The organism is Thermaerobacter sp. PB12/4term (genome assembly GCF_003403315.2).
Lineage (GTDB): Bacteria > Bacillota > Sulfobacillia > Thermaerobacterales > Thermaerobacteraceae > Thermaerobacter.
Genome location: NZ_CP048407.1, coordinates 1,409,001 through 1,433,080, shown reverse-complemented (window position 1 = coordinate 1,433,080; position 24,080 = coordinate 1,409,001). Strand labels below are relative to the sequence as shown.

Below are 24,080 nucleotides of genomic sequence, written 5' to 3'. Positions count from 1 at the left end.
CCTCCGTGGTGGTATGATATCCTGGATCTGGCGCGGGGCCGGGAAGCTGACACCCGGTGCGGGGTGTGGCACCTGGTGCAGGCAGGGCTGCTGGTGGCCCGTTGGGCCCGCGCCGCACCCTGGGCGCCGGGGGCCGGAAGCCGCTGCGCGCCCTGGTGCGGGGCCCGGTTCGGCCGCTGCCGCGGGACGATGCCGGTCCACCCGGTGGTGCCGTCGGGTTGCCCAAAACGCCGGCAGCGCCGGGGAACCGCGGCAGGCCGGGGACCGCACCGCAGCCCGGCGGCGCACCCCCGGCCCCGCCGGGCACCGGCGGCAAAGGAGGGCCGCAACCGCCTTCATGCGAATCGGGATGTTCAGCGACAGCTACACGCCGTACATCAGCGGCGTGGTGCGCTCCATCCAGACCCTGCGACAGGGGATGGAAAGGGCGGGCCACGAGGTGTACGTGTTTGGCCCGCGCTATCCGGCGGCCCTGGGCGGTCCGGGTGACCCCCAGGAGGAATCGCGGGTGGTCCGCTTCCCCTCGGTAGCCGCACCCCTGTATCCCCAGTTTCGCATCCCTGTCCCGCGCCAGGGCCGGGTGCGGGAGGCGGTGGCACGCCTGGGCCTCGACATCCTGCATACCCACACGCCCTTCGTCATGGGGCGCATGGCCCTGGATGCGGCGCGCACGCTGAACCGGCCCCTTTGCTTCACCTTCCACACCCGCTATGACGTCTACCTGCGCCACTATGCACCCGGCGCGGGCTCCGTTCTGGCCCCGGCGCTGAACGCCTACGTGCGCCGCTTCTGCAATGCGTGCCAACTGGTGATTGCGCCCACCCGGGCCATCGCCCGGGAGGTGGCCGGCCTGGGGGTACAGGCGCCCATCGAGGTCGTGCCCACGGGCATCCCCGTAGGACGGTTCGCGGGGGTCGACCCCGCCGAACGGATGCGGCTGCGTTGCCAGCTGGGGTTCGCCAGCCAGGACGTCGTCTTGCTTTACACGGGACGGCTGAGCCGCGAGAAGAACCTGCCCCTGCTCCTGCAGGCTTTCCGGTTGCTGGCGGCCGAGCGGCCGCAGGCACGCCTAGTGCTGGTCGGCGACGGCCCCCTGCGGGAGAGCATGGAGCGGGCGGTGGGCGCCTGGGGCCTGTCGGGCCGGGTCCGGCTTCCAGGGGCCGTACCGCCTGAGCGGATCGCCGCGTTCTACCGCGCCGCCGATGTCTACGTGTTCCCGTCGGTGACCGAGACCCAGGGGCTTGTGGTGATCGAAGCCATGGCCGCGGGCTTGCCCGTGGTCGCGGTGGCCAGCGAGGTGTCCCACGAGGTGGTGGCGGCAGGGAAAGCGGGACTGATGGTGGCAGAAGAGGCGGGCGAGCTGGCCGCCGCTTGCCGGCGCCTGGTGGACGACCCCGCCCTGCGCGCCAGAATGGGCCGGGCCGCCCAGCAGGCGGCCCAGGCATACGATAGCGATGTCATCCTGGCGCGCATCCTGAAGCTGTACCAGGAGCTTCTGGCGGCGACCCACCGGCGACCTGCCGCCGTGCCGTGAGTGACGGGCCTCGGCCATGGCACCGCGGACCGGCAGGTACCGTGCCGCGGCCTGGGCCGGCGGCCGGGTGCCGTGAACCCGCCCTCGCCGTGCAGTGGCCTGGCGGCCCGGGCGCCGCGGTCCGCCGGCCGCCCGAAACGCGGCGGCCGGTACGCCGTCTTCGGAGACGCTGCTTGCCCCGGGGCGGCTGGCGCGGCGCGCAGGGAGGCGGCGCGGGGCGCCACGGCGCGGGCGTGAGTCGGAGGCGCCGCCCGGACCCGGTTGCCATGCGCGGCGGCACCGCCAAACGGAGCGGCGCGGGCGAGCAACCGCTGCGGGTCACTCGGTATCGGGCAGGGTTTCCTTCAGCCGCTGAAGCTCCTGTCCGAGTTCCTCCACCTCGCGGCGGGCCAGGTCGAGGAAGAATTCCAGCTCCTCGCGGCGCTGCGGGTCACCCTGCTCCAGCTGGCGGCGGCATTCGTTGTAGATGTCAAGGGCACGGTCGACCCGCTCCCGCAGTTCCTCCAGCCGCTCCCGGGGACTGGAGGTGGCCGCCGGTTCGTGCGGGTCCAGGACCGCCTCCAGCCACGGGGGCCGCGGGCCGGTATCCAGGGCCAGGTAGATGTCGATGTCCCGATCCGCCAGGACCGAGATCAGCAGCACCGGGTCGGGCACCTCGGTGGTGCCGACCCAGGCCCGGAACCAGCGCCCCGTCCAGATGCGGGCATGGGGGGTGGCCAGGACGATGCGCGCTGCGGCCGGGTCGGCCCCTTCGGCGGCGGCGACGAAGTGGAGGCGATCCAGGCGCGCGGCTAAAAATCCCACCAACATCATGAGGCCGGGGTGCTGGGGGAGCATCCGCGAGAGGTTCATCAGGGCGATCATCTTTTCCCGTTGCCGCTCCATCTCCCTCGCCTCCTGAATCTAAGTGTACACCGCGAACGGGAAAGGGGGACCCGGCATGGCAGGACCCGGAACGGCGGGCCCGGTTCCACCGGCGGAGGTTGAGTGCTGGACCCTCCATGGCCAGCGGCGCCGCTATCCCGCCGAGCAGGTGCGGTTTCGCCCGGCCGTCTACGGCGTGGCGGTGGATGGGGGCCGGGTGCTGCTGGGACGATCCGCCTTCACGGGCCGGCTGGACATTCCGGGCGGCGCCGTCGAACCCTGGGAGTCGCTGGAGCAGGCCCTGCGCCGCGAGTTCCGGGAGGAAACCGGGGTCGAACCCGAGCCCATCGAGCTTTTCCACTTCACCGAGAACTTCTTCGCCTTTTTCAACCACCCGTTCCACTCCCTGCGGTTCTACTACCTGGTCCGGGTTCCCGCAGGTGCCACCTTCACCCCGGAGCCCGGCGAGGTGACGGAGGTCTCCTGGGTCGACCTGGCCACCGCGCCGGCCGACGCCTTCGCCCCAGGGGATCGGGAGATCCTTGAGAAGGCTGTCCACAGGGCCGCGGGCCGGCGGTGAGGGACATCGCCGCGTGGCCGGGGCGGCGGGGCGGGACGCCTCCGCCGGTAGGCCCGGCTGCGAGCTTCAGGAACGGCCGGCCCCGGGCGCGAGCCGGTCCCGGGCTACTGGAGGAGCCGCCAACCGGCGGGGGGTGCACCGGTGGGGACCCGGAAGGACCGTCCCGGAGCCGGGTGCAGCCCGGGCCCTCCTGGCGAGGGTGGCGGCCCCGGGCAGGGAACCGCTCCGGGCTGTCGAATGGCAGTGCCGTTCCGGCCGGTCCGGTCCGGGCCCAACCGCCGCCCGGAACCGCCGGAGGCCAGGAAGGAGGGCGTCCTTTGAGCGGGGATCGCACCGCGGCGGGCGGGTTGCGCCGCACCCCCCTGTACGACGAGCACCTGGCGCTGGGGGCGCGCATAGTCCCCTTTGCCGGCTGGGCCATGCCGCTGCAATACACCGGCATCATGGAGGAACATCGCGCCGTCCGCCAGGCCGCGGGACTCTTCGACGTAAGCCACATGGGCGAGATCGAGATATCGGGGCCTGGCGCCCGCCAGGCGCTCCAGCGGCTCGTGACCAACGACGTCGAGCGGCTGGCTCCCGGCCGCGCCCTGTACACGGTGATGTGCACCCCCGAGGGGGGCATCGTCGACGACCTGCTGGTCTACCAGGTGGGCGAGCAGCGCTACATGCTGGTGGTCAATGCGGCCAACACCGCCTCCGACCTGGACTGGGTGCGGGAGCACGTGGCGGGTCCCCAGGTGACCGTGGCCGACCGCAGCCTGGAGACGGCCCTGATCGCCCTGCAGGGGCCGCGGGCGCAGGCCATCCTGGCCCGGGTGACCGACGACGTCGACCTGGAGTCCCTCCGCCCCTTCCATTTTGTGGGCGGCTGGGAGGGCATGATCTCGCGCACCGGCTACACCGGGGAAGACGGTTTCGAGATCTTCCTCAGCTGGGACGGCGCCCCCGCCATCTGGCGCGGAATCCTGGCGGCCGGCCAGGGCGAGGGGCTGGTGCCGGCGGGCCTGGGCGCCCGGGACACCCTGCGCTTCGAGGCCTGCCTTCCCCTGTACGGCCAGGAGCTGGACCGGGACACCAGCCCGCTTGAGGCCGGGCTGGACTTTGTCGTGAAATGGGACAAGGGGCCGTTCATCGGCCGCGAGGCGCTGCTGCGCCAGCGGGAGCAGGGCCTGCGCAAGAAGCTGGTGGGCCTGCGGCTGCTGGAGCCGGGGGTGGCCCGCACCGGCTACCCGGTCCTGGACGAGCAGGGCCGGGAGGTGGGCCGGGTGACCAGCGGCACAGTGGCGCCGACGCTGGGGGCCAGCCTGGCCCTGGCCTACGTGCCGCCGTCCCTGGCGGCGCCGGGCCGGCGCCTGGCGGTGGGCATCCGCGGGCGGGCCGTGGCGGCCCAGGTGGTCGAGACCCCCTTCTATCGCCGGCGGCGGGGAGGTTGATGAGGGTGGCTCACGAGGTGCCGGAAGGCCTGTACTACACCGAGGAGCACGAGTGGCTGCGGGTGGAGGGCGAGGAGGGCGTGGTCGGCATCACGGCCTACGCCCAGGACCAGCTGGGGGATGTGGTCTTCGTCGAACTGCCCCAGGTGGGCGCCGAGTACCGGGCCAAGGAGGCCTTCGGCGTCGTGGAATCGGTGAAGACGGTCTCCGACGTGTACATGCCCGTTTCGGGGCGGGTGGTGGCCGTCAACGGAGCGCTGGCCGACCGGCCCGAACTGGTCAATCAGGATCCCTACGGCGAGGGCTGGCTTGTCCGCATCCAGATTCTCAACCGGGACGAGCTGGCCGGGCTCCTGGATGCCGCGGCCTACCGCCAGCGCACCAGCTAAGGCAGGGAAAGCCATCATGGCGATCAGCTACATACCCCACACCGGCGAGGACCGGCAGGCCATGCTGGCCGCCCTGGGCATCCGGTCGGTGGAAGAGCTGTTTGCGGACATTCCACCGGATCTCCGGCTGCAGCGGCCCCTGGCCCTGCCGCCCGCCCTCAGCGAACCCGAGCTGGTGGCCCACCTGGAAGGACTGGCCGCCGCCAACAGCGGAGCGGCCAAGGTCTGCTTCCTGGGGGGCGGCGTCTACGATCACTTCATCCCGTCGGTGGTCCCTTACCTGGCCGGCCGGGGGGAGTTCGCCACCGCCTACACGCCCTACCAGCCCGAGGTCAGCCAGGGCACCCTGCGGGCCATCTTCGAGTTTCAGACCATGATCGCCGAGCTGGCCGGGCTTGACGTGGCCAACGCCTCGATGTACGACGGAGCGACGGCTCTGGCCGAGGCCGCCTTCATGGCCGTCAACATCGCCCGCCGGGAGCGGATCGTGGTCCTGGGCGGCGTGCACCCTGAAGCGCGCCAGGTGCTGGAGACCTACGCCGGCGGGCAGAACCTGCCCGTCACGGTGGTGCCCGTCGACCCCAGCCGGGGCACCACGGACCTCAAGGCCCTAGACGAGGTGCTGGCTGCGGGCGACAGCGCCTGCGTGCTCCTGCAGCAGCCCAACTTCTACGGGTGCCTGGAGCCTGCGCCCGAGATCGTGCGCCGGGCCAAGGCGGCAGGCGCCCTGGCGGTGGTCAGTGCCGATCCCGTCAGCCTGGGGCTTCTCGAGGCGCCCGGCCGCTACGGTGCCGACATCGTGGTCGGCGACGGCCAGAGCCTGGGCTTGCCCATGGCCTACGGAGGACCCCACTTCGGGTATCTCGCCTGCCGCGGCGAGTACGTCCGGCGCCTGCCGGGGCGCATCGTCGGGCGGACCCTCGACCGCGAGGGGCGGGAAGGGTACGTGCTGACCCTCCAGACCCGCGAGCAGCACATCCGGCGGGACCGCGCCACCTCGAACATCTGCACGAACCACAGCCTGATGGCCTTGACCGCCACGATCCACCTGGCGGCCCTGGGCCCGCGGGGCCTCCGGCGGCTGGCCGAGATCTGCCTGCACAAGGCCCACTACCTGGCGGAGCGGATCGAAGGACTCCCCGGGTTCCGCCGCGTGTTCCAGGCCCCCTTCTTCAAGGAGTTCGCCGTGGCTTACGAGCGGCCGGACTTCGACCCCGCCACCGCCGCCCTGGCGGCCGGCTACCTGGTGGGGCCCGACCTGGGCCGCTGGGAGCCCGAACGGCGGGGACAGCTGCTGGTGGCGGTCACCGAGCGCCGCACCCGCGAGGAGATGGACGGCCTCCTGGCCGCCTGGGGGGTGAGGGAATGATGGACCACGGCCAGCCGCAGCGTCCTGGCGGACCCCAGGCGGCCGCCGGGGTGCCCGCGGGCGCCCAGGCGGTGGAAGGGGTACCGGCCGGGCCCCAGAATCGGGGACGGATGGAGGACCCGGGACCGTCGGTGCCGGCCGCCATGGCGGCCGGCACGGCGCCCGGGCAGGCCGAACCCGCCCCCGTGGGGGCCGAGCCGGAGCCGTTGATCTTCAGCTACAGCCGGCCCGGCCGGGGGGGCATGGACTGGCCCGAGCCCGACGTCCCGGTGCGGCCCGTGGAGGAACGGGTGCCGGCCGAGCTCCTGCGCCGCCAGGCCCCCGCCCTGCCGGAGGTGGCGGAGGTCGACCTGGTCCGGCACTACACCCGCCTGAGCCAGATGAATCATGCCGTGGACACCGGGTTCTACCCGCTGGGCTCGTGCACCATGAAGTACAACCCCAAGGTGAACGAGCGGGTGGCGGCCTTGCCCGGCTTTGCCGGGCTGCACCCCTACGTGCCCGACGACCTGGCCCAGGGGGCGCTTCAGCTCATGTGGGAGCTTGAACGGGCGCTCTGCGAGATGGGCGGCATGGCCCGGGCCACCCTGCAGCCGGCGGCCGGCGCCCACGGGGAACTGACGGGCATTCTGCTGATCCGGGCCTATCACCGCGCGCGGGGCCAGGGCCACCGCCACAAGGTCATCGTGCCCGACTCCGCCCACGGGACGAACCCGGCCACGGCCGCCATGGCCGGCTACCGGGTGGTGGAGGTGCCCTCCGACGCCCGGGGCGGGGTCGACCTCGGCGCCCTGGAGGCCGTGCTGGACGACGACGTGGCCGCCCTCATGCTGACCAACCCCAACACCCTGGGGCTCTTTGACGAGAACATCCACCGCATCGCGGAGATGGTCCACGCCGCGGGCGGGCTTCTCTACTACGACGGCGCCAACGCCAACGCCATCCTGGGCATCTCGCGCCCGGGGGACATGGGCTTCGACGTGGTCCACTTCAACCTGCACAAGACCTTCTCCACGCCCCACGGCGGCGGCGGGCCCGGGTCGGGCCCGGTCGGCGTGAAGGAGGAGCTGGTGCCCTTCCTGCCGGCGCCCCTGGTGGAGCGGGACCCGGCCACGGGCCGGTTCTACCTGGACTACGAACGGCCCCAGGCCATCGGGCGGATGCGTTCCTTCTACGGCAACTTTGCGATCCTGGTCCGGGCCTACACCTACATCCGGGCGCTGGGGGCCGAGGGCCTGCGCCGGGTCAGCGAGGACGCGGTGCTCAATGCCAATTACGTCATGCGGCAGCTGGCCGGCCTGTTCCGGCTGCCCTACGACCGCACCTGCATGCACGAGTTCGTCCTCTCGGCCGCCAACCTCAAGGAGCGAACGGGGGTACGGGCCCTGGACGTGGCCAAGCGGCTGCTGGACTTCGGGATCCACCCGCCGACCATCTACTTCCCGCTCATCGTGGAAGAGGCGCTGATGATCGAGCCCACGGAGACCGAGAGCAAGGAGACCCTCGACCGCTTCGTGGCCGTCATGCGTCGGATCGTACGGGAGGCCCAGGAGCAGCCCGAGGTGGTCCGGCAGGCGCCCCACACCACGCCGGTCAGCCGCCTGGACGAAGCCCTGGCGGCGCGGCGGCCCGTGCTGCGCTGGCGGCCTGAAGAGGAGGACGCGCGATGAACCGCAGTGAGGAGCGGGCGCCGGGCGCCCAGGACCACGCCGGCGAGGCCGGTCAGGGAGCCCGTGGGGAAGAGGCCCGCCGCCCTGCGCCCGCGCCGGAGCCGGGCTCGGGTCCGGGCGGCGGTGCGGTGGAGGCGTCGTTGCGGGCGTGGATCCGGCAGGTGCCCGGGTATCCGGTCCCTGGGGTGACCTTTCTTGACATCACCCCGCTTCTGGCCGACGGGGCGGCCCTGGGCCAGGCGGTGGAGGCCCTGGCCGCGGCGGTGGCGGGGATCGAATTCGACCGGGTGCTGGGCATTGAGGCCCGCGGGTTCATCCTGGGGGCACCGCTGGCGGTGCGCCTGGGCAAGGGCTTCATCCCCGCCCGCAAGCCGGGCAAGCTGCCCCTGGAGGTGGCCCGCCAGGAATACCAGCTGGAGTATGGCCAGGCGGCCATCGAAGTCCACCAGGACGCTATCCGGCCTGGCGACCGGATCCTGATCGTCGACGACGTCCTGGCCACCGGAGGAACCAGCGCCGCCGCCGCCGCCCTGGTGGAGCAGCTGGGCGGCCGGGTGGCCGGGTTCGCCTACCTCATTGAGATCGTTGCCCTGGGGGGCCGCCGGCGCCTGGGAGATCGCCCGGTGCGGGTCGTGCTGCCCTCCTGAGGAGCGGATCGGGCAGCCGGGAGCGGGCCAGCGGCCGGGGCCCGGGCCAGGGGCCGGAGGATTCCATGCCATGGGAGGCGAAGCATGATGGCCTTGACGGTGCCCGCCGATCGCGCAACCCAGACGGCCCAGCGCCTGGCACGGCTGCGGGAGCGCATGGCAGCAGAGGGACTGGAAGCGGTCTGGATCGGCAGCCCGGCCAACCGCCGTTACCTGAGCGGCTTTTCGGGCAGCTCGGGCTGGCTGCTGATCACCGCCACCGGCGCCCAGCTGTGGACGGACTTCCGCTACCTGGAGCAGGCGACCCAGGAGGCCCCGGGTTATGAGGTGGTGCGCCACGAGGCGCAGGTGTACGCCCACCTGGCCCGGTACCTGCAGGAGGTGGGGATCCGCCGGCTCGGCTTCGAGGCCGAGCACGTGCGCTACGGCGACTGGCAGCGCCTGCGGGCGGCCCTGCCGGAACAGATCGAGCTGGTGGGCATCAGCGGCTGGGTCGAGCAACTGCGCCGGGTGAAGGATGAGGTGGAACTGGCCCTCATCCGCGAGGCCGCGCGGCTGGCCGACGAGGCGCTCTTGGAGGTCCTGGCGGGGCTGCGGCCGGGGGTCACGGAACGCCAGCTGGCCCTGGAGCTGGAGTTCGCCATGCGCCGGCGCGGGGCGACGGCGGCGGCCTTCGACCTGATCGTGGTCTCGGGCCCGCGCTCGGCCCTGCCCCACGGGCAGCCGGGGGACCATGCCATCGAAGCCGGCCAGTTCGTCACCCTGGATTATGGGGCCGTGGTGGGCGGGTACTGCTCCGACTGCACCCGGACGGTGGTGGCCGGGCGGGCCACGCCCCGCCACCGGGAAATCTACCAGGTGGTCCTGGAGGCCCAGCGCCGCGCCGTGGCCGCCATCCGGCCCGGGGTCAGCGGGGCCGAGGTGGACCGGGCCGCCCGCCAGGTGATCGAAGAGGCCGGCTACGGCGACCGGTTCGGCCATGCCACCGGCCACGGCGTGGGACTGGAGGTCCACGAGGGTCCCCGCCTCTCGGTCCTGGCCGAGGACGACCGGCTGGAACCGGGCATGGTGGTGACGGTGGAGCCCGGCATCTACATTCCGGGATGGGGCGGTGTCCGCATCGAGGACCTGGTGGTCGTCACCGCCGACGGCGGCGAGATCCTGACCCGGGTCAGCAAGGAGTTGCTGGAAGTGGGCGTGGCCTGATGGCAGGCCGGGGCCTGCAGGCGTGCCCGGAAGGAGGCTAGAGGCATGATCCAGGCAGGGGATTTCAAGAACGGGATGACCGTGATCATCGACGGCCAGGTGCACCAGGTGCTGGAGTTCCAGCATGTCAAGCCCGGTCGCGGCCAGGCCTTCGTGCGGGCCAAGATCCGCAACCTGGAGACGGGGGCCACGGTGAACCGCACCTTCCGGCCGGACGAGCGCTTCCCGCCGGCGCCCATCGAGAAGCGGGAGATGCAATACCTGTACGATGCCGACGGCCAGTACTTCTTCATGGACACGGACACCTATGACCAGGTGGGCCTGAGCGCCGCCCAGCTGGGAGACGCGGTCAACTTCCTCAAGGAAGGCATGGTGGTGAAGGTCCTGCAGACGGGCGAGAAGACCCTGGGCGTGGAGCTGCCCACGGCCGTCGACCTCAAGGTGGTGGAGACGGAACCCGGGGTCCGGGGCGACACCGCCCAGGGCGGCTCCAAGCCGGCCCGGCTGGAGACCGGGGCCGTCGTGCAGGTCCCCCTCTTCGTCAACGCCGGTGACGTGATCCGGGTGGATACCCGAACGGGCGAGTACGTGGAGCGGGTTTCCTGAGCGGGGGAGGGCGCGGTTCCCCGCCGCGACCCCGGGGCTTGAGCCCAGCGGCCTACCCTCTGGGGTACCCTCCGCCCGCCCTACCCGGCCGCCCGCTTCCCCCTCGGGCCAGACCCGGCAGGAGGCGCGACTATGTCGCCCGCCTGCCGGGCACATTTTTATGAGAAGGGGGGCGACGCCATGGCCCGCTTGCGCCAGCGGGTAGCCTACCTGAACGGGCTGGCCGCGGGACTCAACCTGTCCGCCCAGTCGGCCGAAGGCCGGGTGCTGGCCGGCATCATCGAGGTCCTGGATGCCATGGCCGAGGAAATGGAACGGCTCGACGGGCGGTTGGGCGAGCTGGCGGAATACCTGGGCGAGCTGGACCAGGACCTGTTCGACCTGGAAGAGGCCATCAACGGCAAAGGGACGGGCGACGGCGATCTGTGGGACGAAGAGGACCTTCCGGAGCCGGTGGACGGCGAGGCCGGCGACCAGGACGAAGAGGCGGCCCCAGGGGACTTTGAGGGGGCCCTGGTCTTTGACGCCGGCATCCCCACCCGTCACCGCGAGGACGGCACCGGGCCCGGACGAACGCAGCAGGAGGACGGGCAGCTGGTGGACGGGCTGCTGCTGGAATGTCCCCACTGCGGCACGCAGTATGCCGTCGCCATGGACGAACTGGAGTTCGACCGGGAGCCGGAAGAAGACGAGAACGAGTTCGAATGGGTCTGTCCCCACTGCGGGGAGGTGGTCCACGACTTTCTGCCCGACGCCGACCCCGACGACAGCGACGACCCGCTGGAGGCGGGCGCCCGCGAAACCGCAGCCATGGAGCGGCCTGCGGGCGACGGCGCCGCCGCCGGGGTCCGGTCCGGGCGCCGGGAACCCGGGACGAACGCGGCCCCGGTGGCGCCGGCCGGTGCCGGCACGGCTGCCGCACCCGCCGGTGGCGCCGCGCCGGTGGCCCCCTTCTAGCCCGCCCATCCGTTTCCCCTTGATACCGATCCCGTTCCCCAGGCCGTAGCCCGGAGCAGATCCGGGCTGCGTTTTTTTCCTGCTCCCCAGCGGCCTGTGTTAAAGGGGTCAAGCCCCTCATATACCTGGGAACGAGGTTGGACAGGGGGGCAAGCCCATGGCCACGCACCGGCACGCCACGGCCTGGCGGCCAACCTTCGCCACCCGGACCCGGCCGGGTGCGGAAGCGGGGAGCGCGGCGGTCGCCCCTCCTCTGGAAGGAAGGGGAGCGGGCACCGCCGGCGGCCCTGGCGGGATTCCTGGCGGCCCCGCCGCCGTTGCGGGCGGCGGAGCCGCCTCGGGTCCGGATGCCGTCCCCCTTCCCGGGGCGGATGCCACGTGGGCGTCCTTGCTCGAATCCCTGGCTCCCGCCCTGGCGGAGCGGCTCCGGCGAGTGGCGCCCCAGGTCCACCGGCAGGTCGACGAGATCCGGGTGGTGGCCGGGTCCCCCGTCTGGCTGCTGCTGGCCGGGGGCGAGGGTTTCGTGGACGCTGCCGGGCGGCTGGTACCCGTTCCCGCCCAGGCCCCGGCGGTGACCCCGGCGGAGGTGGCGGAATGCCTGGACCGAATGACGGCCAGTTCCTGGTACGCGGTGCAGGAACAGGCCCGGCAGGGGTTTCTCACCCTTCCCGGCGGGCACCGGGTGGGGCTGGCCGGAGAGGTCCAGGTGGAAGGGGGCCGGGTGGAGCGGTTCCGCCGGGTGCGCGGCCTGGTCATTCGCCGGGCGCGCCCGGTCAGCGGGTGCGCGACCCCCCTGCTCCCCTACCTGGTCGAACCCGCCCGCCCCGGCCCGTGCCTGGCCAGCACCCTGCTGATCGGCGCGCCGGCCAGCGGCAAGACCACCCTGCTGCGGGACTTGGCCCGGCTGGCCAGCGCGGGCGTGCCCGGGACCCTGGCGGGCCGGCGGGTGGCGGTGGTGGACGAGCGGGGCGAGCTGGCCGCCGGCGGCGCCTTCGACCTGGGACCCCGGACGGCGGTTCTCGAGCACTGCCCCAAGGAGGCCGGCATCCCGCTGGCCCTGCGCGCCCTCTCCCCGGAGGTTCTGGTCACCGACGAGCTGGGGGGGCCCCATGACGCCGCGGCCGTGGCGGAAGCGGTCCACGCCGGGGTCACGGTGGTGGCCACGGCCCACGCGGGCAGTGTGTCCGACCTGGAGGCCCGGCGGCAGCTGCGGGCCCTGGAGGCCACCGGCGCCTTCCGCCGTCTGGTCCAGCTGACCCGTCACCCCCGGCCGGGGACGGTGGAAGCCGTCTACGCCCGGGGACCGGGCGGCCGCTGGATCGCCCTGGCACCCGGCGGGAGGGGGTGACGGGCATGGGGTGGCTGGGTTTTGCCCTGGTGCTGCTGGCCTGTTCGGCCTGGGGGTGGCAGCGGGCGGCCGAGCTGGCCCGGCGGCCCGGGGAGCTGAGGGTCCTGCGCAGCGCCCTGCAGGCCCTGGAAAGCGAGATTGCCTTCGGGGTGACGCCGCTGCCCGAGGCCTTTGGGCGCATCGCCCGGCTCTACCCCGAACCGGCCGCGACCTTGTTCCGGCAGGCGGCCGCCCTGCTGGTGCCGCCCCGGTCCCAGACCGCGGCGGCTGCCTGGGAGGAGGCGGTGGATACCCTGGCCCGCACGAGCGCCCTGACCCCCGACGATGGTGGCATCCTGCGGGCCCTGGCCCCCTACCTGGGCGCCACCGGCCGGGACGACCAGGTCCGCCACCTGCGGCTGGCCATGGCCCGGCTGGAGGCTGCCGAGGCCCTGGCCCGGGATCAGGACCAGCGGTGGGGGCGGCTCTACCGCTATGGCGGCGTGCTGGCGGGGGCCTTCATCGGGCTGCTTCTGCTCTAGCGGCGCGAGGGGAGGAGGCGCGGCGGTGATCGACCCCAACCTGATCCTGCGGCTGGCCGGCATCGGCATCATCGTCACCGTGGTGTACACCCTGCTGAAGACCGCGGGACGGGAGGAGTACGCCTTCACCGTCCTGCTGGCGGGACTGGCGGTGGTGCTCTGGATGACGGTCCAGGTCATCGTCGAGCTGTTCGAGACCATCCAGAACCTGTTCGATCTGGGCTGAGAGCCATGACCATCGCCCAGATAGTCGGCATCGCCCTGGTGGCCAGCGTTCTGCTGGTGCTGCTACGGCAGGCGCGGCCGGAGTGGGCGCTGCTGCTGAGCATCGTCACCGCCGTGGCCGTGTTCCTCCTGCTGGTGGACGACATCGCAGCGGTGATCCGCGTCCTCGAGCAGGTGGCGGACCGGGCCGATCTGGACAGCCGCTACACCGCCACCCTGCTGAAGATCGTAGGCGTGGCCTATCTGGCCGAGTTCGGCGCCCAGCTTTGCCGGGACGCGGGCGAGTCGGCCCTGGCCGCCAAGGTCGAACTGGCGGGCAAGGTCGTGATCCTGCTGCTGGCCGTGCCCATTCTCATGGCGGTGCTGGAGCTGCTGGTCGGCCTTCTGCCGGCCTGACGCTGGCAAGAGGGGAGGTGCCGGACCGTGGCGGCAGAGGGGCCGGGGGAAGGGCTGCAGGTGAAGGCCGGGGAGCCGACGGGGCACCGGCGCCGGGGATTCCGGCCTCCGTCCTGGGGATGGTCGGCCGCATCCCGGGCCGGCACCGGCCCCGCCGCCGGCCCCAGGCTGGGCCTCTGGGCTCGCGGTGCCCTGGCGCTCCTCGCGCTGCTGGTCCTGCCCTTCCTGCCCGGGACGGCCCTGCTTGCCGGGGCCGCCGCTGCGGCCCCGGCTGCCGGCCCGAGCCCGACCCCGGCGGATGAGGGCGCACCGGCGGGGGCGGGCCGGGGACGGTGGCAACCCCTCCCGTGGGCCACCGGACCGGCGCCCGGTGCCGCACCGGTCCAGAGCGCCCGGGCTGATGCTCTGCCGGCCGCACCGGCGGGGGGCCGAGGCCTGGGGCCCGGGGAGACCGCGGCGAGCCCCGCCGGGGAGACCGCGGCCGGCCCCGACCGAGCTGCGGCCGCCCCACCCGGTGCCGTGGACCTGGAGCAGCTGGCCCGGCAGCAGTGGGAGGAGACCGAAGGCGCCGCCGGTTTCCTGGAGGCCCTGGACCGGGTGCGCCAGCAGGTAGGGGAGACCATTCCCGGGCTGGACTGGGAGCACACCCTGGACGCCCTGCGGCGCGGCGAGCTGCCCTGGAGCGCCGGCGACCTGCTGGGGGCCCTGCTCCGGGCACTGGCCGGCGAGGTGTTGACCAACGGGGGCCTGCTGCTGCGCCTGCTGGTGCTGGCGGTGCTCCTGGCGGTCCTCCAGGCCATCGAGAACGCCTTCGATAACGAGGCGGTGGCCCGGGCCGCGTACGCGGTGACCTATCTGGCGCTGATCGCCCTGGCCCTGGTCAGCTTTCGCGATGCCCTCACCATCAGCCAGCAGGCCATCCGCGGGCTGGTGGACTTCCTCCTGGCCAGCCTGCCGGTGCTGCTGACCCTCATGGCCAGCACCGGCGCCCTGGCCACGGCCGGGATCCTCCACCCGCTGGTGGTGGCCACCGCCCATACGGTGAGCGTCATCGTGGGCCAGTGGGTCCTGCCCCTGATCTTCCTGGCGGCGGTGGTGGACATCGCAGGCCACTTCCCGGTAGGAAACTCCCTCTCCGGCCTGTCCCGGCTGCTGCGCCAGGCGGCGCTGGTCATCCTCGGCCTGGCGGGCACGGTGTTCCTGACGGTGGTGGCCATCCAGGGCGCCGCGGGCAGCGTGGCCGACGGCATCGCCCTCCGGACGGCCAAGTACCTGGTGGGTACGTTCATCCCGGTGGTGGGCGGCATGCTGTCGGACTCGGTGGAACTGGTGGTGACGTCCTCCCTGCTGCTGAAGAACGCCGTCAACCTGCTGGGCATGCTGGCGGTCTTCGCCCTGGTGGCCTTGCCCCTGCTCAAGCTGGTGGCCCTGGTCTTCGTCTACCGCCTGGTGGCGGCGGCGATCCAGCCCGTGGGGCCGGGGCACGTGACCGGGGCCCTGCAGTCCATGGGCGACCACCTGGTTCTGGTGGGGGCGGCCACGGCCGTGGTGGGGCTGATGTTCTTCATCGTCATGGCGGTCATGCTGGCGGCGGGCAACGCCGCCGTGATGATGCGCTAGGAGGGCCGGCATGGGGGCGCTCAGCGACTGGGTTCGTCAGGTGGTCATGGTCCTCATCCTCACCGGGGTGGTGGAACTGGCGCTGCCCACCGGGGCCCTGCGCCGGTACGTCCAGGTGGTGCTGGGGCTGCTGGTGCTGCTGGCGATCGTGCGCCCGGTGCTGGCCTGGCTGGGCAGCGAGCCGGCGACCCTGGTGCCTGCCTGGCAGCAGGTCCTGGAGGGCATGGGCACCGGACCGGGCCGGGAAGGCGGCCCGGCGGGGGCGGTGGGTCCCGAAGACCTCCAGGCTGCCCGGGACCGGACCCGCAGCCTGGCCCTGGACCTGCACCGGCAGCGGCTGGTGGCGCTGATCCGGGATGAGGTGCGGGCGGTGGTGGGCACGGAGCCCCTGGCCATCGACCTGGACCTGGTCACGGACCCCGGTTCGCCCCGCTGGGGAGCGGTGACCGGCCTGACCGTCCACCTGCCGGCCCGCCGGCCGGCGCCCGCGCCGGGGGGAGGCCCGCCCGGTGCTTCCCCGGGCTCGTCCACCGGCCCGGCCGTCCCCGGCGATTCCGCGCCGGACCAGGGCCCTCCCGGACCGGGCAGCACCATCCGCCCGGTGGAACCGGTCCGCATCGCGCCGGTGGTTCCCCTGGGGGGCGAAACGCCGCCTGCCCCGGGCGGCGGGCGGCAGGGCCAGGGGGTGCGGCCGGCGGGTCCTGACCCGGCGTCCGGCGGCTGGTCGCTCCCCACTGCCGAGCGCCAGGCGCTGGCCCAGCGCCTGCGGCAGGCGCTGGCCTCCCGCCTCGGCCTGGATCCGGCGGCCGTTGGGGTGGTGTGGGTGGAAGCCGTGGAGGGAGGTGATGGCGGTGGCCCAGGGTGACGGCCGGCGCCCCGCCCTGGCGCTGGCCCTGGACTGGCGGGATCCCCGCCGGCGACAACAACTGCTGCTCGCCGCCGCCCTGATGGTGGGCGTGGGGCTTCTGGTGGCAGGCCAGTGGCGCCAGGGAGGTGCGGGCCCGGCGCCGGCGGTGGCACCGGCCCCGACCGTGACCGCTTCCGCCACGGCTGCGGCGACCAACCCGCTTCAGCCCATGGCCGCGGATCTGGCGGCGCGGCTGGAGGCGATCCTCTCCGGCGTCCAGGGGGCGGGCCGGGTCCAGGTGGAGGTGCACCTGGCCCGGGGACCCCGTTACGAATACGCGGCCAACCAGGTGGCCACCGAACGCCGCATCGAGGAACAGGATTCCGGCGGGGGCCGCCGGACGACCACCGAGCAGCGCGATGAGCGCCAGCTCTTGAGAGGAGGGGGGGACGAACCGGCACTGATCAGCGAGGTCGACGCGGTGGAGATCGCAGGGGTGCTGGTGGTCGCCGAAGGCGCCGCCGACCCCGATGTCCGCGCCGCCCTGACCCAGGCGGTGGCCACTTACCTGCACCTGCCCCTGCATCGGGTGATGGTGCTGGCAGGGCAACCCAGGCCATGAGGAGGGAATGAGCATGACCAAGGCTCAGGCGGCATCGCCGGCACGGTTTCTCGTCTTCCTGGTGGTGGTGGCGGTGGTCTTTGCCTACATCGCCGCCAAGTGGGACGACTTCAACCACCAGAGCGCCCTGTACGACGGCAGCTCGGGTGTGGCCGGCCTCGACCAGCAGGGCGCGGGTACCACGGATCTGACCGGCACTGCCGGTGAAGCCGGTTCCGCCGGCTCGCCGGGCGGCCCGGCGGACGCGGGCGGCATCGGGGGCCAGGCCGGCGCCGTGCCCAACGTGGAAGCGGGCAGTTTCGCCGAGCTGCGGGTCCAGCGCACGGCGATCTACGACCGTCAGATCGAACAGCTGCAGGCCATCGCCGGCGATCCCAACGCCAGCGCCAGCGCCCGCGAGCAGGCCCAGCAGGCCCTGGTCCAGCTCACCCAGCGCCAGGGGGTCGAGCAGCAGATCGAGCAGCTGATCAAGAGCAAGGGCTATGAGGATGCGGTGGTGTTCGTCTACGACCAGGCCGCCATCGTGGTGGTCAAGGCCGACCGGTTCGCCCAGGCGGACGCCGCCCGCATCGCCGACATCGTCCGCCAGGTCACGGGCATCGGGTATGAGGGCATCCGCATCGTTACGCGGAACAGCTGAGACGGGCTGGCATGGTGCCGCGCGGGCCGGCATTCCGGGACGAACCCGGCGCTGCCGGGGCGGCGCCCCGCCCCGGGGCGCCGCCCCGGGCGTGCGCGGCCGCGGCAACCGCGGCTGGCCGCGGTTGCCGCGGCCGCTGTATAATGACAGCGCTGCGGCGGTTCCCGGAGCCGGCCCCGGGGCGCGGGAGGTGGCGCGGATGGAGGAGCAGGGCGAATTTCTTCCCCTTCCGGGCGAGGATGAGGGAGGCCACATTCGCATCGCCAGCGAGGTGGTCAGCGTCATCGCCGGGATCGCCGCCATGGAGATCGACGGCGTCGCGGGGATGGCCAGCGGCGGGCTGGTGGGCGGCCTGTCGGAGATGCTGGGGTGGAAGAACCTCGGCAAGGGCGTCAAGGTTGAGGTGGGCGAGCGGGAGTGCACCATCGACCTGTTCATGATCGTCCACTACGGGGTGCGCATCCCGCAGGTGGCCGAGCGGGTGCAGGATAACGTCAAGCGGGCCGTCGAAACCATGACCGGGCTGCGAGTGCGCGGCGTCAACATTCACATTCAGGGTGTGGCCTTCCCGGAGGCCCAGCGGGAACAGGAGGCCCGGGCCAGGTAGGACCTGCCGGGGCTGCGGGGGGCCGCAGCGGCTGCGGTCGCCGGGCGGTGCCGGCAGGGGCCGGATCCCAGGCCGGCCCGAGGACCTGAGGCTGGGATGAACCCGGCGCCTGCCCCGGTACCGGGTCTTCCCCGCCGGGGCGGCGGTGGACAGGCCCTGCGACCCGTTCGGCCGTGCCCCGCCGGGACGGCGGGGTCCCACACCCAGAGGGGGGCAGCCGATGGCCCCGTGGAACGCGGCACTGGCGGTGTTGAACTCCCTGCTCCTGGCAGGCGTGGGCGGCGTCTTGCTGGCGGCCAGCCTGGCGGGCTGGCTGCCCCCGGGCACCCTGCCACCCGCCTGGTTGCCGGGACCGCCCGAACCCGGCGGGTGGCTGGTGGCTGCCGTAGGCCTGGCCTTCGTCCTGAGCGGGCTGCATGTGACCTACCACGCCCTGCGGCCCCGCCGCCGGGACGCGGTGTCGGCGGCAACGGAGCTGGGGGAGGTCCGCACCGCCCTCGCGGCGGTGGAGGAACTGGCACGCCGCACCGGGCTGCAGGTCCCCGGGGTGCGGGACATCCGGCCGCGGGTCCAGGCCGGGCGGGATGGCATCCGGCTCCGGGTCCGGGCGGAGGTCCTGCCGGACCATCCCATTCCCGATGTGGCACCGCAGCTGCAGGCGCGGCTGCGGGAGGCGGTGGAGACCATCGTGGGTGCCCGGGTGGCAGAGGTCCGCGTGGTGGTCGAGCGGATCGCTGCAGAACGGCGCCGCCGGGCCGAGTGAAGCCGGCGCTCCTGGTGAGGCCTTGCCGGCGTTAAGGGGACCCGGCGGGCCGGAAGGCGGTGGGGATGTGGAGGACGACCGGGGGTTCTGGCAGCGCCATGCCGGGAAGATGACCGGGGCGGTAGCGGGCTTCCTCATCGCCCTGCTGGTCAAGTGGATCGGCCTCGGATGGACCCTGCTCGGCCTGGCCCTGGCCTGGCTGGGCCTCCAGGTGGGCAGCCGCATCGACGAGGGCGACTGGGAATGGCCCGAGGCCTGGGAGCGGGTGTGGAACCGGTGGAGCAAGCGGGCTTGAAAGGCGGTTCCTGCGGTCCCGGACTGCGACCGGGGCGGCGGGCCACCGGGAGGTGAGGGCATCTTTGGCTGGGGGAAGCGGTGGACCGGCCGGCGGGCCCCGGCGGAGAGGGCGCGAAATCGCCCTGCAGGTTCTGTTCCAGTGGGAGGCGGCGGGCAACCCCCTGGAGGCCGGCCTGGAATGGGCGGCCGGCGAGTACAACCCGGGGGAGGAGGTCCTGGCCTTTGCCGCGGACCTGGCCGGCGGTGTCACCCGCCACCGGCTGGATATCGACGGGCTCATCGCCCGCTACGCCCGCGACTGGGACCTGGAGCGCCTGGCCCGGGTTGATCGGAACATCCTGCGCCTGGGGATCTACGAGCTGCTCTATGCCGGCCGCCCCGACGTCCCGCCGCCGGTAGCCATCAACGAAGCGGTCGAACTGGCGAAGCGATACAGCAGCGAGGACGCCGCCCGCTTCATCAACGGGATCCTGGGCCAGCTGGCCCGGGACCGGGGACTGGCAGGGGAAGGCCGGGCCGCGGCGCCGGCAACAGCGGGCCAGGATGGGCCGGCAGGCGGGGTGACCGCCGGGGACGGCGGGAGCGGGGCGGCACTTCCTGCCCCAATGACCGCCGGCCCCGTCCCGGCCCCAGGTGCCGTGCCTGGCTCGGGCGAGCCCGGCGGGTCAATTTGAGAACCGGGGGAGGGAACCGGGGGTTGACGGCGGGAAAGCTTTGGGATGGCCGGCCCGTAGCGGCGAGGGTGCGGGCGGAGGTGGCCGCCCGCGCCGCTGCTTTCCGCAGGCAGGCCGGCCGCCCGCCGGGGCTGGCCGCCATCCTGGTGGGAGATGACCCGGCCTCCCGGCTTTACGTGGGCAACAAGGCCCGGGCCTGCCGGGAGGCAGGCCTGTACTCCGAGGTTCACCACCTGCCGGCGGGAACGCCGCAAACCCAGCTGGTGGACCTGGTCCGGTGGCTCAACTGGCGCCCGGACATCGACGGCATCCTGGTTCAGTGGCCCGTGCCCGCCGGGATCGATTACGAGGCCGTGCTGGCGGAGATCGACCCCGGCCGGGACGTGGACGGGTTCCACCCGGTGAACACCGGCGCCCTCTGGCGGGGCCGGCCCCGGCTGGTGCCCTGTACCCCCCTGGGGATCCTGCTGCTCCTTCGCGCCTACGGGATCTCTCCCCGCGGCCGGCGGGCGGTCATCGCCGGCCGCAGCCCCATCGTGGGCCGGCCCCTGGCGGGCCTGCTGCTGATGGAAGACGCCACGGTCACCATCTGCCACTCGCGCACGCCCCAGCTGGAAGAGGCGACGCGCGCCGCGGACATCCTGGTGGTGGCGGTGGGGCGGCCGGGACTTGTCGGGGCGGGGCACGTGCGGCCGGGGGCGGCGGTGATCGATGTGGGCATCAACCGGGTCGACGGCCGGGTGACCGGCGACGTGCGCACCGCGGAGGTGGCCCAGGTGGCGGCGGGCGTCACCCCGGTACCCGGCGGCGTCGGGCCCATGACGGTGGCCATGTTGCTGGCCAATACGGTGGAGGCCGCCCGGGCGCGGGTGGAAGGGCGCCCGCCCGACAGCCTGGCTGCGTGGGGCCGGCTGGAGGAGGCCTGGTCATGAGAAGCCCCGAACCCCGGCCCCTGGCCTGGCGCCGTCCGGCCCTGGGGGGCGAACCGGCTGCCGCAGCCGGGCCCCTGGCCTCCGGGGGAGCGGGCCGGCCGGCGCGGGAACCGGATGCCGGCGCCCCGGGCGGCGGCTGGCCTGCAGCCCCGCCGGCACCCTGGCCGGGAGGCGCCCTGGTCTCCGGCGGCGTACCGGCCGGGGTCCTGACGGTGTCGGAGCTCACCGCCCGCATCCGCCTGCGGCTGGAGTCCGACGCCCGGCTGCGGCAGGTCTGGGTGCGGGGCGAGGTGAACAGCTGCAAGCGCCACTCCTCCGGGCACCTGTACTTCACCCTGCAGGATGAAGGGGCCACCCTGCGCTGTGTCATGTTCCGCAGCGCCGCCCGGCACCTGGGCTTCACGCCCGAGGACGGGATGGAGGTGCTGGCCCTGGGCCGGGTGGGGGTCTACGAGCCCGCCGGCACCTACCAGCTCTACGTGGAGACGCTGGAACCGGCCGGTCTGGGCGCCCTGTACCTGGCCCTGGAACAGCGCCGGCAGCGTCTGGCCCGGGAGGGCCTGTTCGACCCCGGCCGCAAGCGGCCCCTGCCGGCCTGGCCGCGGTGCATCGGCGTCATCACCTCGGCCGACGGCGCCGCCCTGCGAGACATCCTGAAGGTGGCTCTCCGGCGGAATCCCCGCCTCCAGGTGGTGGTGGCACCCGTGCCCGTACAGGGGGAAGGCGCGGCCCAAGCCATCGCCGAGGCGATCCGGCGTTTCAACCGCTGGGGCCGGGCCGATGTGCTGATCGTCGGGCGGGGAGGCGGCGCCCGGGAAGATCTGTGGGCCTTCAACGAGGAAGAGGTGGTCCGGGCCGTTGCCGCCAGCCGGATTCCCGTCATTTCCGCCGTGGGCCACGAGGTGGACGTCACCCTGTGCGACCTGGCGGCGGACGTGCGGGCGCCCACGCCCTCGGCGGCCGCGGAGCTGGCGGCGCCCGAGCTGGCGCCCATCGAGCGGCGGCTGGCCGAGCTCTCGGGCCGCCTGGAGGGCGGCGTCCGGCGGCGGCTGGAACGGGCGCGCCGGCGCCTGGAGGAACTGGCCGGCCGTCCCGGCCTGCGCCATCCGGCCCAGCAGGTGGCCGCCTGGCGCCAGCGCCTGGAGCGGCTCCGCCAGGATCTGGCCCGGGCGGCCGGCTGGCGGGTGGCCGGGGGCCGCCAGCGCCTGGGGAGCGCCGCGGGCCGGCTGGAAGCGCTGAGCCCCCTGTCGGTCCTGCGCCGGGGCTACAGCATTACCCGGACCCCGGACGGGCGGGTGGTCACCTGGGCCGGGCAGGTACGGCCCGGCGACCGGGTGGAGGTGCTCTTGGCCCGGGGCCGGCTGGATGCCCGGGTGCTGGCCAGCTGGCCCGGTGAAGGGACCCGTTCGTCCGGCCGTGGTGGGGTCGAGGAGGAACGGTGATGCCTCGTCGGAGGAACATCAAGGAAAGCCGGGATAGCGGCTCGGAGCAGGCCGGGCCGGCCGCCGAGCCGGCACCGGTGACCCTGGCCGGCTACGCGGGGCCCCCGGGTTCGACGGAGGCGCCGGCCGGTGCGCCCGCAGCGGATCCGCCGGCGGGCGGGAACCCGCCGGCTGCAGGGGCCGGCAGGCCCTCGGCGGCGGCTCGGCCCGGGACCCGGACGGTCGACCCCGCCGGCAGGCCCGGGGACCAGGGAGCCGCGGCCCCCGCGGCCCCGGACGGCGGGGCCGTCCCTGGTGAAGCCTCGTTTGAAGAGATGCTGGCCGAGCTCGAGGCGATCGTGACGCGGCTCGAGTCCGGCGACGAGCCCCTGGACCGGGCGCTGGCGCTGTTCCAGCGCGGCATCGGCCTGGTGCGCCGGTGCAACCAGCTGCTCGACACGATGGAACGCAAGATCCAGTGGCTGCTGGAGGACGCGGCAGGGACCGTCGTGACCCGCGAGGCCCCGGAGCTGGAGCCGGCAGCCGGAGAAGGCGGGGACCGGTGATGGTGGAAGAACGCGACGGGAGCCGGCCGGCTCCACGGCCGGGGCAGGCCCCCGCCCAGGGAACAGGCGGCTCGCCGGCGGAAGCGGCAACCCGGCGCCGGGAAGTGGACGAGCTGGTGCTGCGCGCGCGCCGTGCCCTGGACCAGGTGCTCCCTCCGGTGGCCGCGCCGCCGTCGCGCATCCACGAGGCCATGCGCTACAGCGCGCTGGCGGGCGGCAAGGCCCTGCGCCCCGTCCTGCTGATGGCCGCTGCGCGCTGCGTGGGCGGTCCCCAGGCCGTTACCCCGGCGGTGGAACGGGCGGCGGCCGCCGTGGAGCTGGTCCACACCTATTCGCTGATCCACGATGACCTGCCGGCCATGGACGATGACGACATGCGCCGGGGCCAGCCGGCCAGCCATGTGGTCTTCGGCGAGGCCATGGCCATCCTGGCGGGGGACGCGCTGCTGACCCTGGCCTTTGAGGTGCTGGCCGGGCTGCCCCGCTGGGGCGCCGATCCGGCGGTCGCCCTGGCGGTGGTGGAGGAACTGGCCGTGGCGGCGGGGACGGCCGGGCTGATCGGCGGCCAGGTGGACGACCTGGCCGCTACCACGGCGACGGGCCTGGATCTTGCCGGACTGCAGTCCATCCACCGCCGGAAGACGGGCGCCCTGTTCCGTGCCTGCGTGCGCATGGGCGCCCGCCTGGCCGGCGCAACGGCTGCGGAACTGGAGGCCCTGACCGCTTTCGCCACCGCCTTCGGCGAAGCCTTCCAGATCGTGGACGACATCCTGGACGTCACCGGCGACGAGGCGGAGCTGGGCAAGCCCGTGGGAAGCGACGCGCGCCAGGGTAAGGTCACGGTGCCGGGCCTGGTGGGTCTGGAGGCGGCCCGGCGGCTGGCGGCGGCGGCGACGGAGCGCGCCGTGGCCAGCCTCGAGCCCCTGGGCGGCCGCGCCGGCCTGCTGGCCTGGCTGGCCCGGGACCTGCTGGAGCGCCGGCGCTGACGGCGGGCGCCGGCGTGGACGCTGCGAGGACGACCGGTGCGGCGGGAGCCAACGCCAGTCCGGGTGGAGCACGGGCCGCAGCCACCTGGAAGGGAATGGTGTCGCCGGCGGCGAAAGGTCCTTGCACCGGCGGCGCGACCATGGTATCGTAGGCGACCTGCGGCGCGGCGGGGCGTGATCGGGCGTGGCGCGGGGCATCGCCCCCGGACGGTGCCGGTGGCCGGCGGCGGTGATTGCGATACAATAGGCTTTGAACAGGCCCTGCACTGCAAAACAGGCGGGCGCGACCAGGTTTTGCGGGATTCTTCTTTGACAACTTTTGTCTGCGGGTGGCGCAGTATCCTAGTCGGCACCCGT

27 protein-coding genes are annotated in these 24,080 nt (G+C 73.6%); 26 read left to right on the top strand and 1 reads right to left on the bottom strand.

Annotated elements, in window-relative coordinates; all coding sequences use genetic code 11:
* Positions 1-337 precede the first annotated feature (337 nt).
* Positions 338-1,534 carry a glycosyltransferase gene (locus DYI95_RS05950; RefSeq protein ID WP_116901355.1) on the top strand — a complete coding sequence of 399 codons (1,197 nt, stop codon included), beginning with the start codon at positions 338-340 and terminating at the stop codon, positions 1,532-1,534.
* A 318-nt stretch (positions 1,535-1,852) separates the two neighbouring features.
* Here DYI95_RS05950 and DYI95_RS05945 read toward each other — a convergent pair whose 3' ends face one another.
* A complete protein-coding gene (locus DYI95_RS05945; RefSeq protein ID WP_116901356.1) occupies positions 1,853-2,419 on the bottom strand; it encodes a hypothetical protein in 567 nt (188 codons plus the stop codon).
* A gap of 55 nt (positions 2,420-2,474) precedes the next feature.
* On the opposite strand from DYI95_RS05945, the gene DYI95_RS05940 reads away from it, so the two are divergent.
* The 25 genes from DYI95_RS05940 to DYI95_RS05820 all read left to right on the top strand — a co-directional run bounded on the left by DYI95_RS05940 (position 2,475) and on the right by DYI95_RS05820 (position 23,723).
* The gene (locus tag DYI95_RS05940; protein WP_116901357.1) at positions 2,475-2,978 is read left to right on the top strand and encodes an NUDIX hydrolase; all 504 of its coding nucleotides are present in this window, start codon (positions 2,475-2,477) and stop codon (positions 2,976-2,978) included.
* Positions 2,979-3,295: 317 nt separating this feature from the next.
* On the top strand, positions 3,296-4,414 hold the full coding sequence (gcvT, locus tag DYI95_RS05935; protein WP_116901358.1) for a glycine cleavage system aminomethyltransferase GcvT: 1,119 nt from the start codon (positions 3,296-3,298) through the stop codon (positions 4,412-4,414).
* Between the two features lie 5 nt (positions 4,415-4,419).
* Positions 4,420-4,803, top strand: coding sequence for a glycine cleavage system protein GcvH (gene gcvH / locus DYI95_RS05930; protein ID WP_116901457.1), 384 nt, complete (start codon positions 4,420-4,422; stop codon positions 4,801-4,803).
* A gap of 16 nt (positions 4,804-4,819) precedes the next feature.
* On the top strand, positions 4,820-6,172 hold the full coding sequence (gcvPA, locus tag DYI95_RS05925; RefSeq protein ID WP_116901359.1) for an aminomethyl-transferring glycine dehydrogenase subunit GcvPA: 1,353 nt from the start codon (positions 4,820-4,822) through the stop codon (positions 6,170-6,172).
* 143 nt (positions 6,173-6,315) lie between these two features.
* Positions 6,316-7,842, top strand: coding sequence for an aminomethyl-transferring glycine dehydrogenase subunit GcvPB (gcvPB, locus tag DYI95_RS05920; protein ID WP_116901458.1), 1,527 nt, complete (start codon positions 6,316-6,318; stop codon positions 7,840-7,842).
* Positions 7,839-8,489: an adenine phosphoribosyltransferase gene (locus DYI95_RS05915; RefSeq protein ID WP_371731853.1), complete on the top strand. Its 651-nt coding sequence runs from the start codon at positions 7,839-7,841 to the stop codon at positions 8,487-8,489. Before gcvPB ends, DYI95_RS05915 begins: the two co-directional genes overlap by 4 nt.
* Positions 8,490-8,576: 87 nt before the next feature.
* Positions 8,577-9,695: a Xaa-Pro peptidase family protein gene (locus tag DYI95_RS05910; protein ID WP_116901460.1), complete on the top strand. Its 1,119-nt coding sequence runs from the start codon at positions 8,577-8,579 to the stop codon at positions 9,693-9,695.
* Positions 9,696-9,740: 45 nt separating this feature from the next.
* Complete coding sequence (gene efp / locus DYI95_RS05905) at positions 9,741-10,301, top strand: elongation factor P (protein WP_116901360.1); 561 nt, start codon at positions 9,741-9,743, stop codon at positions 10,299-10,301.
* A 132-nt stretch (positions 10,302-10,433) separates the two neighbouring features.
* Positions 10,434-11,258: a CD1247 N-terminal domain-containing protein gene (locus DYI95_RS05900; RefSeq protein ID WP_243149646.1), complete on the top strand. Its 825-nt coding sequence runs from the start codon at positions 10,434-10,436 to the stop codon at positions 11,256-11,258.
* A gap of 388 nt (positions 11,259-11,646) precedes the next feature.
* Complete coding sequence (locus tag DYI95_RS05895) at positions 11,647-12,606, top strand: AAA family ATPase (RefSeq protein ID WP_243149645.1); 960 nt, start codon at positions 11,647-11,649, stop codon at positions 12,604-12,606.
* A gap of 5 nt (positions 12,607-12,611) precedes the next feature.
* Entirely contained in the window at positions 12,612-13,127 is a 516-nt protein-coding gene (locus DYI95_RS05890) for a stage III sporulation protein AB (RefSeq protein ID WP_116901362.1), read from the top strand.
* Positions 13,128-13,152: 25 nt separating this feature from the next.
* The gene (spoIIIAC, locus tag DYI95_RS05885; RefSeq protein WP_006904766.1) at positions 13,153-13,353 is read left to right on the top strand and encodes a stage III sporulation protein AC; all 201 of its coding nucleotides are present in this window, start codon (positions 13,153-13,155) and stop codon (positions 13,351-13,353) included.
* Between the two features lie 5 nt (positions 13,354-13,358).
* The gene (gene spoIIIAD, locus DYI95_RS05880) at positions 13,359-13,748 is read left to right on the top strand and encodes a stage III sporulation protein AD (protein ID WP_116901363.1); all 390 of its coding nucleotides are present in this window, start codon (positions 13,359-13,361) and stop codon (positions 13,746-13,748) included.
* Between the two features lie 27 nt (positions 13,749-13,775).
* The gene (gene spoIIIAE / locus DYI95_RS05875) at positions 13,776-15,368 is read left to right on the top strand and encodes a stage III sporulation protein AE (RefSeq protein WP_116901364.1); all 1,593 of its coding nucleotides are present in this window, start codon (positions 13,776-13,778) and stop codon (positions 15,366-15,368) included.
* A gap of 10 nt (positions 15,369-15,378) precedes the next feature.
* Positions 15,379-16,233, top strand: a complete 855-nt coding sequence (locus DYI95_RS05870; RefSeq protein WP_116901365.1) for a stage III sporulation protein AF — start codon at positions 15,379-15,381, stop codon at positions 16,231-16,233.
* Complete coding sequence (locus tag DYI95_RS05865) at positions 16,214-16,837, top strand: stage III sporulation protein AG (RefSeq protein WP_116901366.1); 624 nt, start codon at positions 16,214-16,216, stop codon at positions 16,835-16,837. Before DYI95_RS05870 ends, DYI95_RS05865 begins: the two co-directional genes overlap by 20 nt.
* 13 nt (positions 16,838-16,850) lie before the next feature.
* A complete protein-coding gene (locus tag DYI95_RS05860) occupies positions 16,851-17,477 on the top strand; it encodes a SpoIIIAH-like family protein (protein ID WP_116901367.1) in 627 nt (208 codons plus the stop codon).
* 199 nt (positions 17,478-17,676) lie between these two features.
* The gene (locus DYI95_RS05855) at positions 17,677-18,084 is read left to right on the top strand and encodes an Asp23/Gls24 family envelope stress response protein (protein ID WP_116901368.1); all 408 of its coding nucleotides are present in this window, start codon (positions 17,677-17,679) and stop codon (positions 18,082-18,084) included.
* Positions 18,085-18,304: 220 nt separating this feature from the next.
* Complete coding sequence (amaP, locus tag DYI95_RS05850; protein ID WP_116901369.1) at positions 18,305-18,847, top strand: alkaline shock response membrane anchor protein AmaP; 543 nt, start codon at positions 18,305-18,307, stop codon at positions 18,845-18,847.
* Between the two features lie 67 nt (positions 18,848-18,914).
* On the top strand, positions 18,915-19,142 hold the full coding sequence (locus tag DYI95_RS05845; RefSeq protein WP_116901370.1) for a DUF2273 domain-containing protein: 228 nt from the start codon (positions 18,915-18,917) through the stop codon (positions 19,140-19,142).
* 64 nt (positions 19,143-19,206) lie between these two features.
* Positions 19,207-19,818 (top strand): transcription antitermination factor NusB, encoded by a 612-nt coding sequence (nusB, locus tag DYI95_RS05840; RefSeq protein WP_116901371.1) that lies wholly within the window; start codon positions 19,207-19,209, stop codon positions 19,816-19,818.
* Positions 19,819-19,841: 23 nt separating this feature from the next.
* A complete protein-coding gene (folD, locus tag DYI95_RS05835; RefSeq protein ID WP_116901372.1) occupies positions 19,842-20,750 on the top strand; it encodes a bifunctional methylenetetrahydrofolate dehydrogenase/methenyltetrahydrofolate cyclohydrolase FolD in 909 nt (302 codons plus the stop codon).
* Positions 20,747-22,192, top strand: a complete 1,446-nt coding sequence (xseA, locus tag DYI95_RS05830) for an exodeoxyribonuclease VII large subunit (RefSeq protein WP_116901373.1) — start codon at positions 20,747-20,749, stop codon at positions 22,190-22,192. The genes folD and xseA overlap by 4 nt, the downstream gene beginning before the upstream one ends.
* On the top strand, positions 22,192-22,737 hold the full coding sequence (xseB, locus tag DYI95_RS13250) for an exodeoxyribonuclease VII small subunit (RefSeq protein WP_371731891.1): 546 nt from the start codon (positions 22,192-22,194) through the stop codon (positions 22,735-22,737). Before xseA ends, xseB begins: the two co-directional genes overlap by 1 nt.
* On the top strand, positions 22,737-23,723 hold the full coding sequence (locus DYI95_RS05820; protein ID WP_243149890.1) for a polyprenyl synthetase family protein: 987 nt from the start codon (positions 22,737-22,739) through the stop codon (positions 23,721-23,723). Before xseB ends, DYI95_RS05820 begins: the two co-directional genes overlap by 1 nt.
* Positions 23,724-24,080 lie beyond the last annotated feature (357 nt).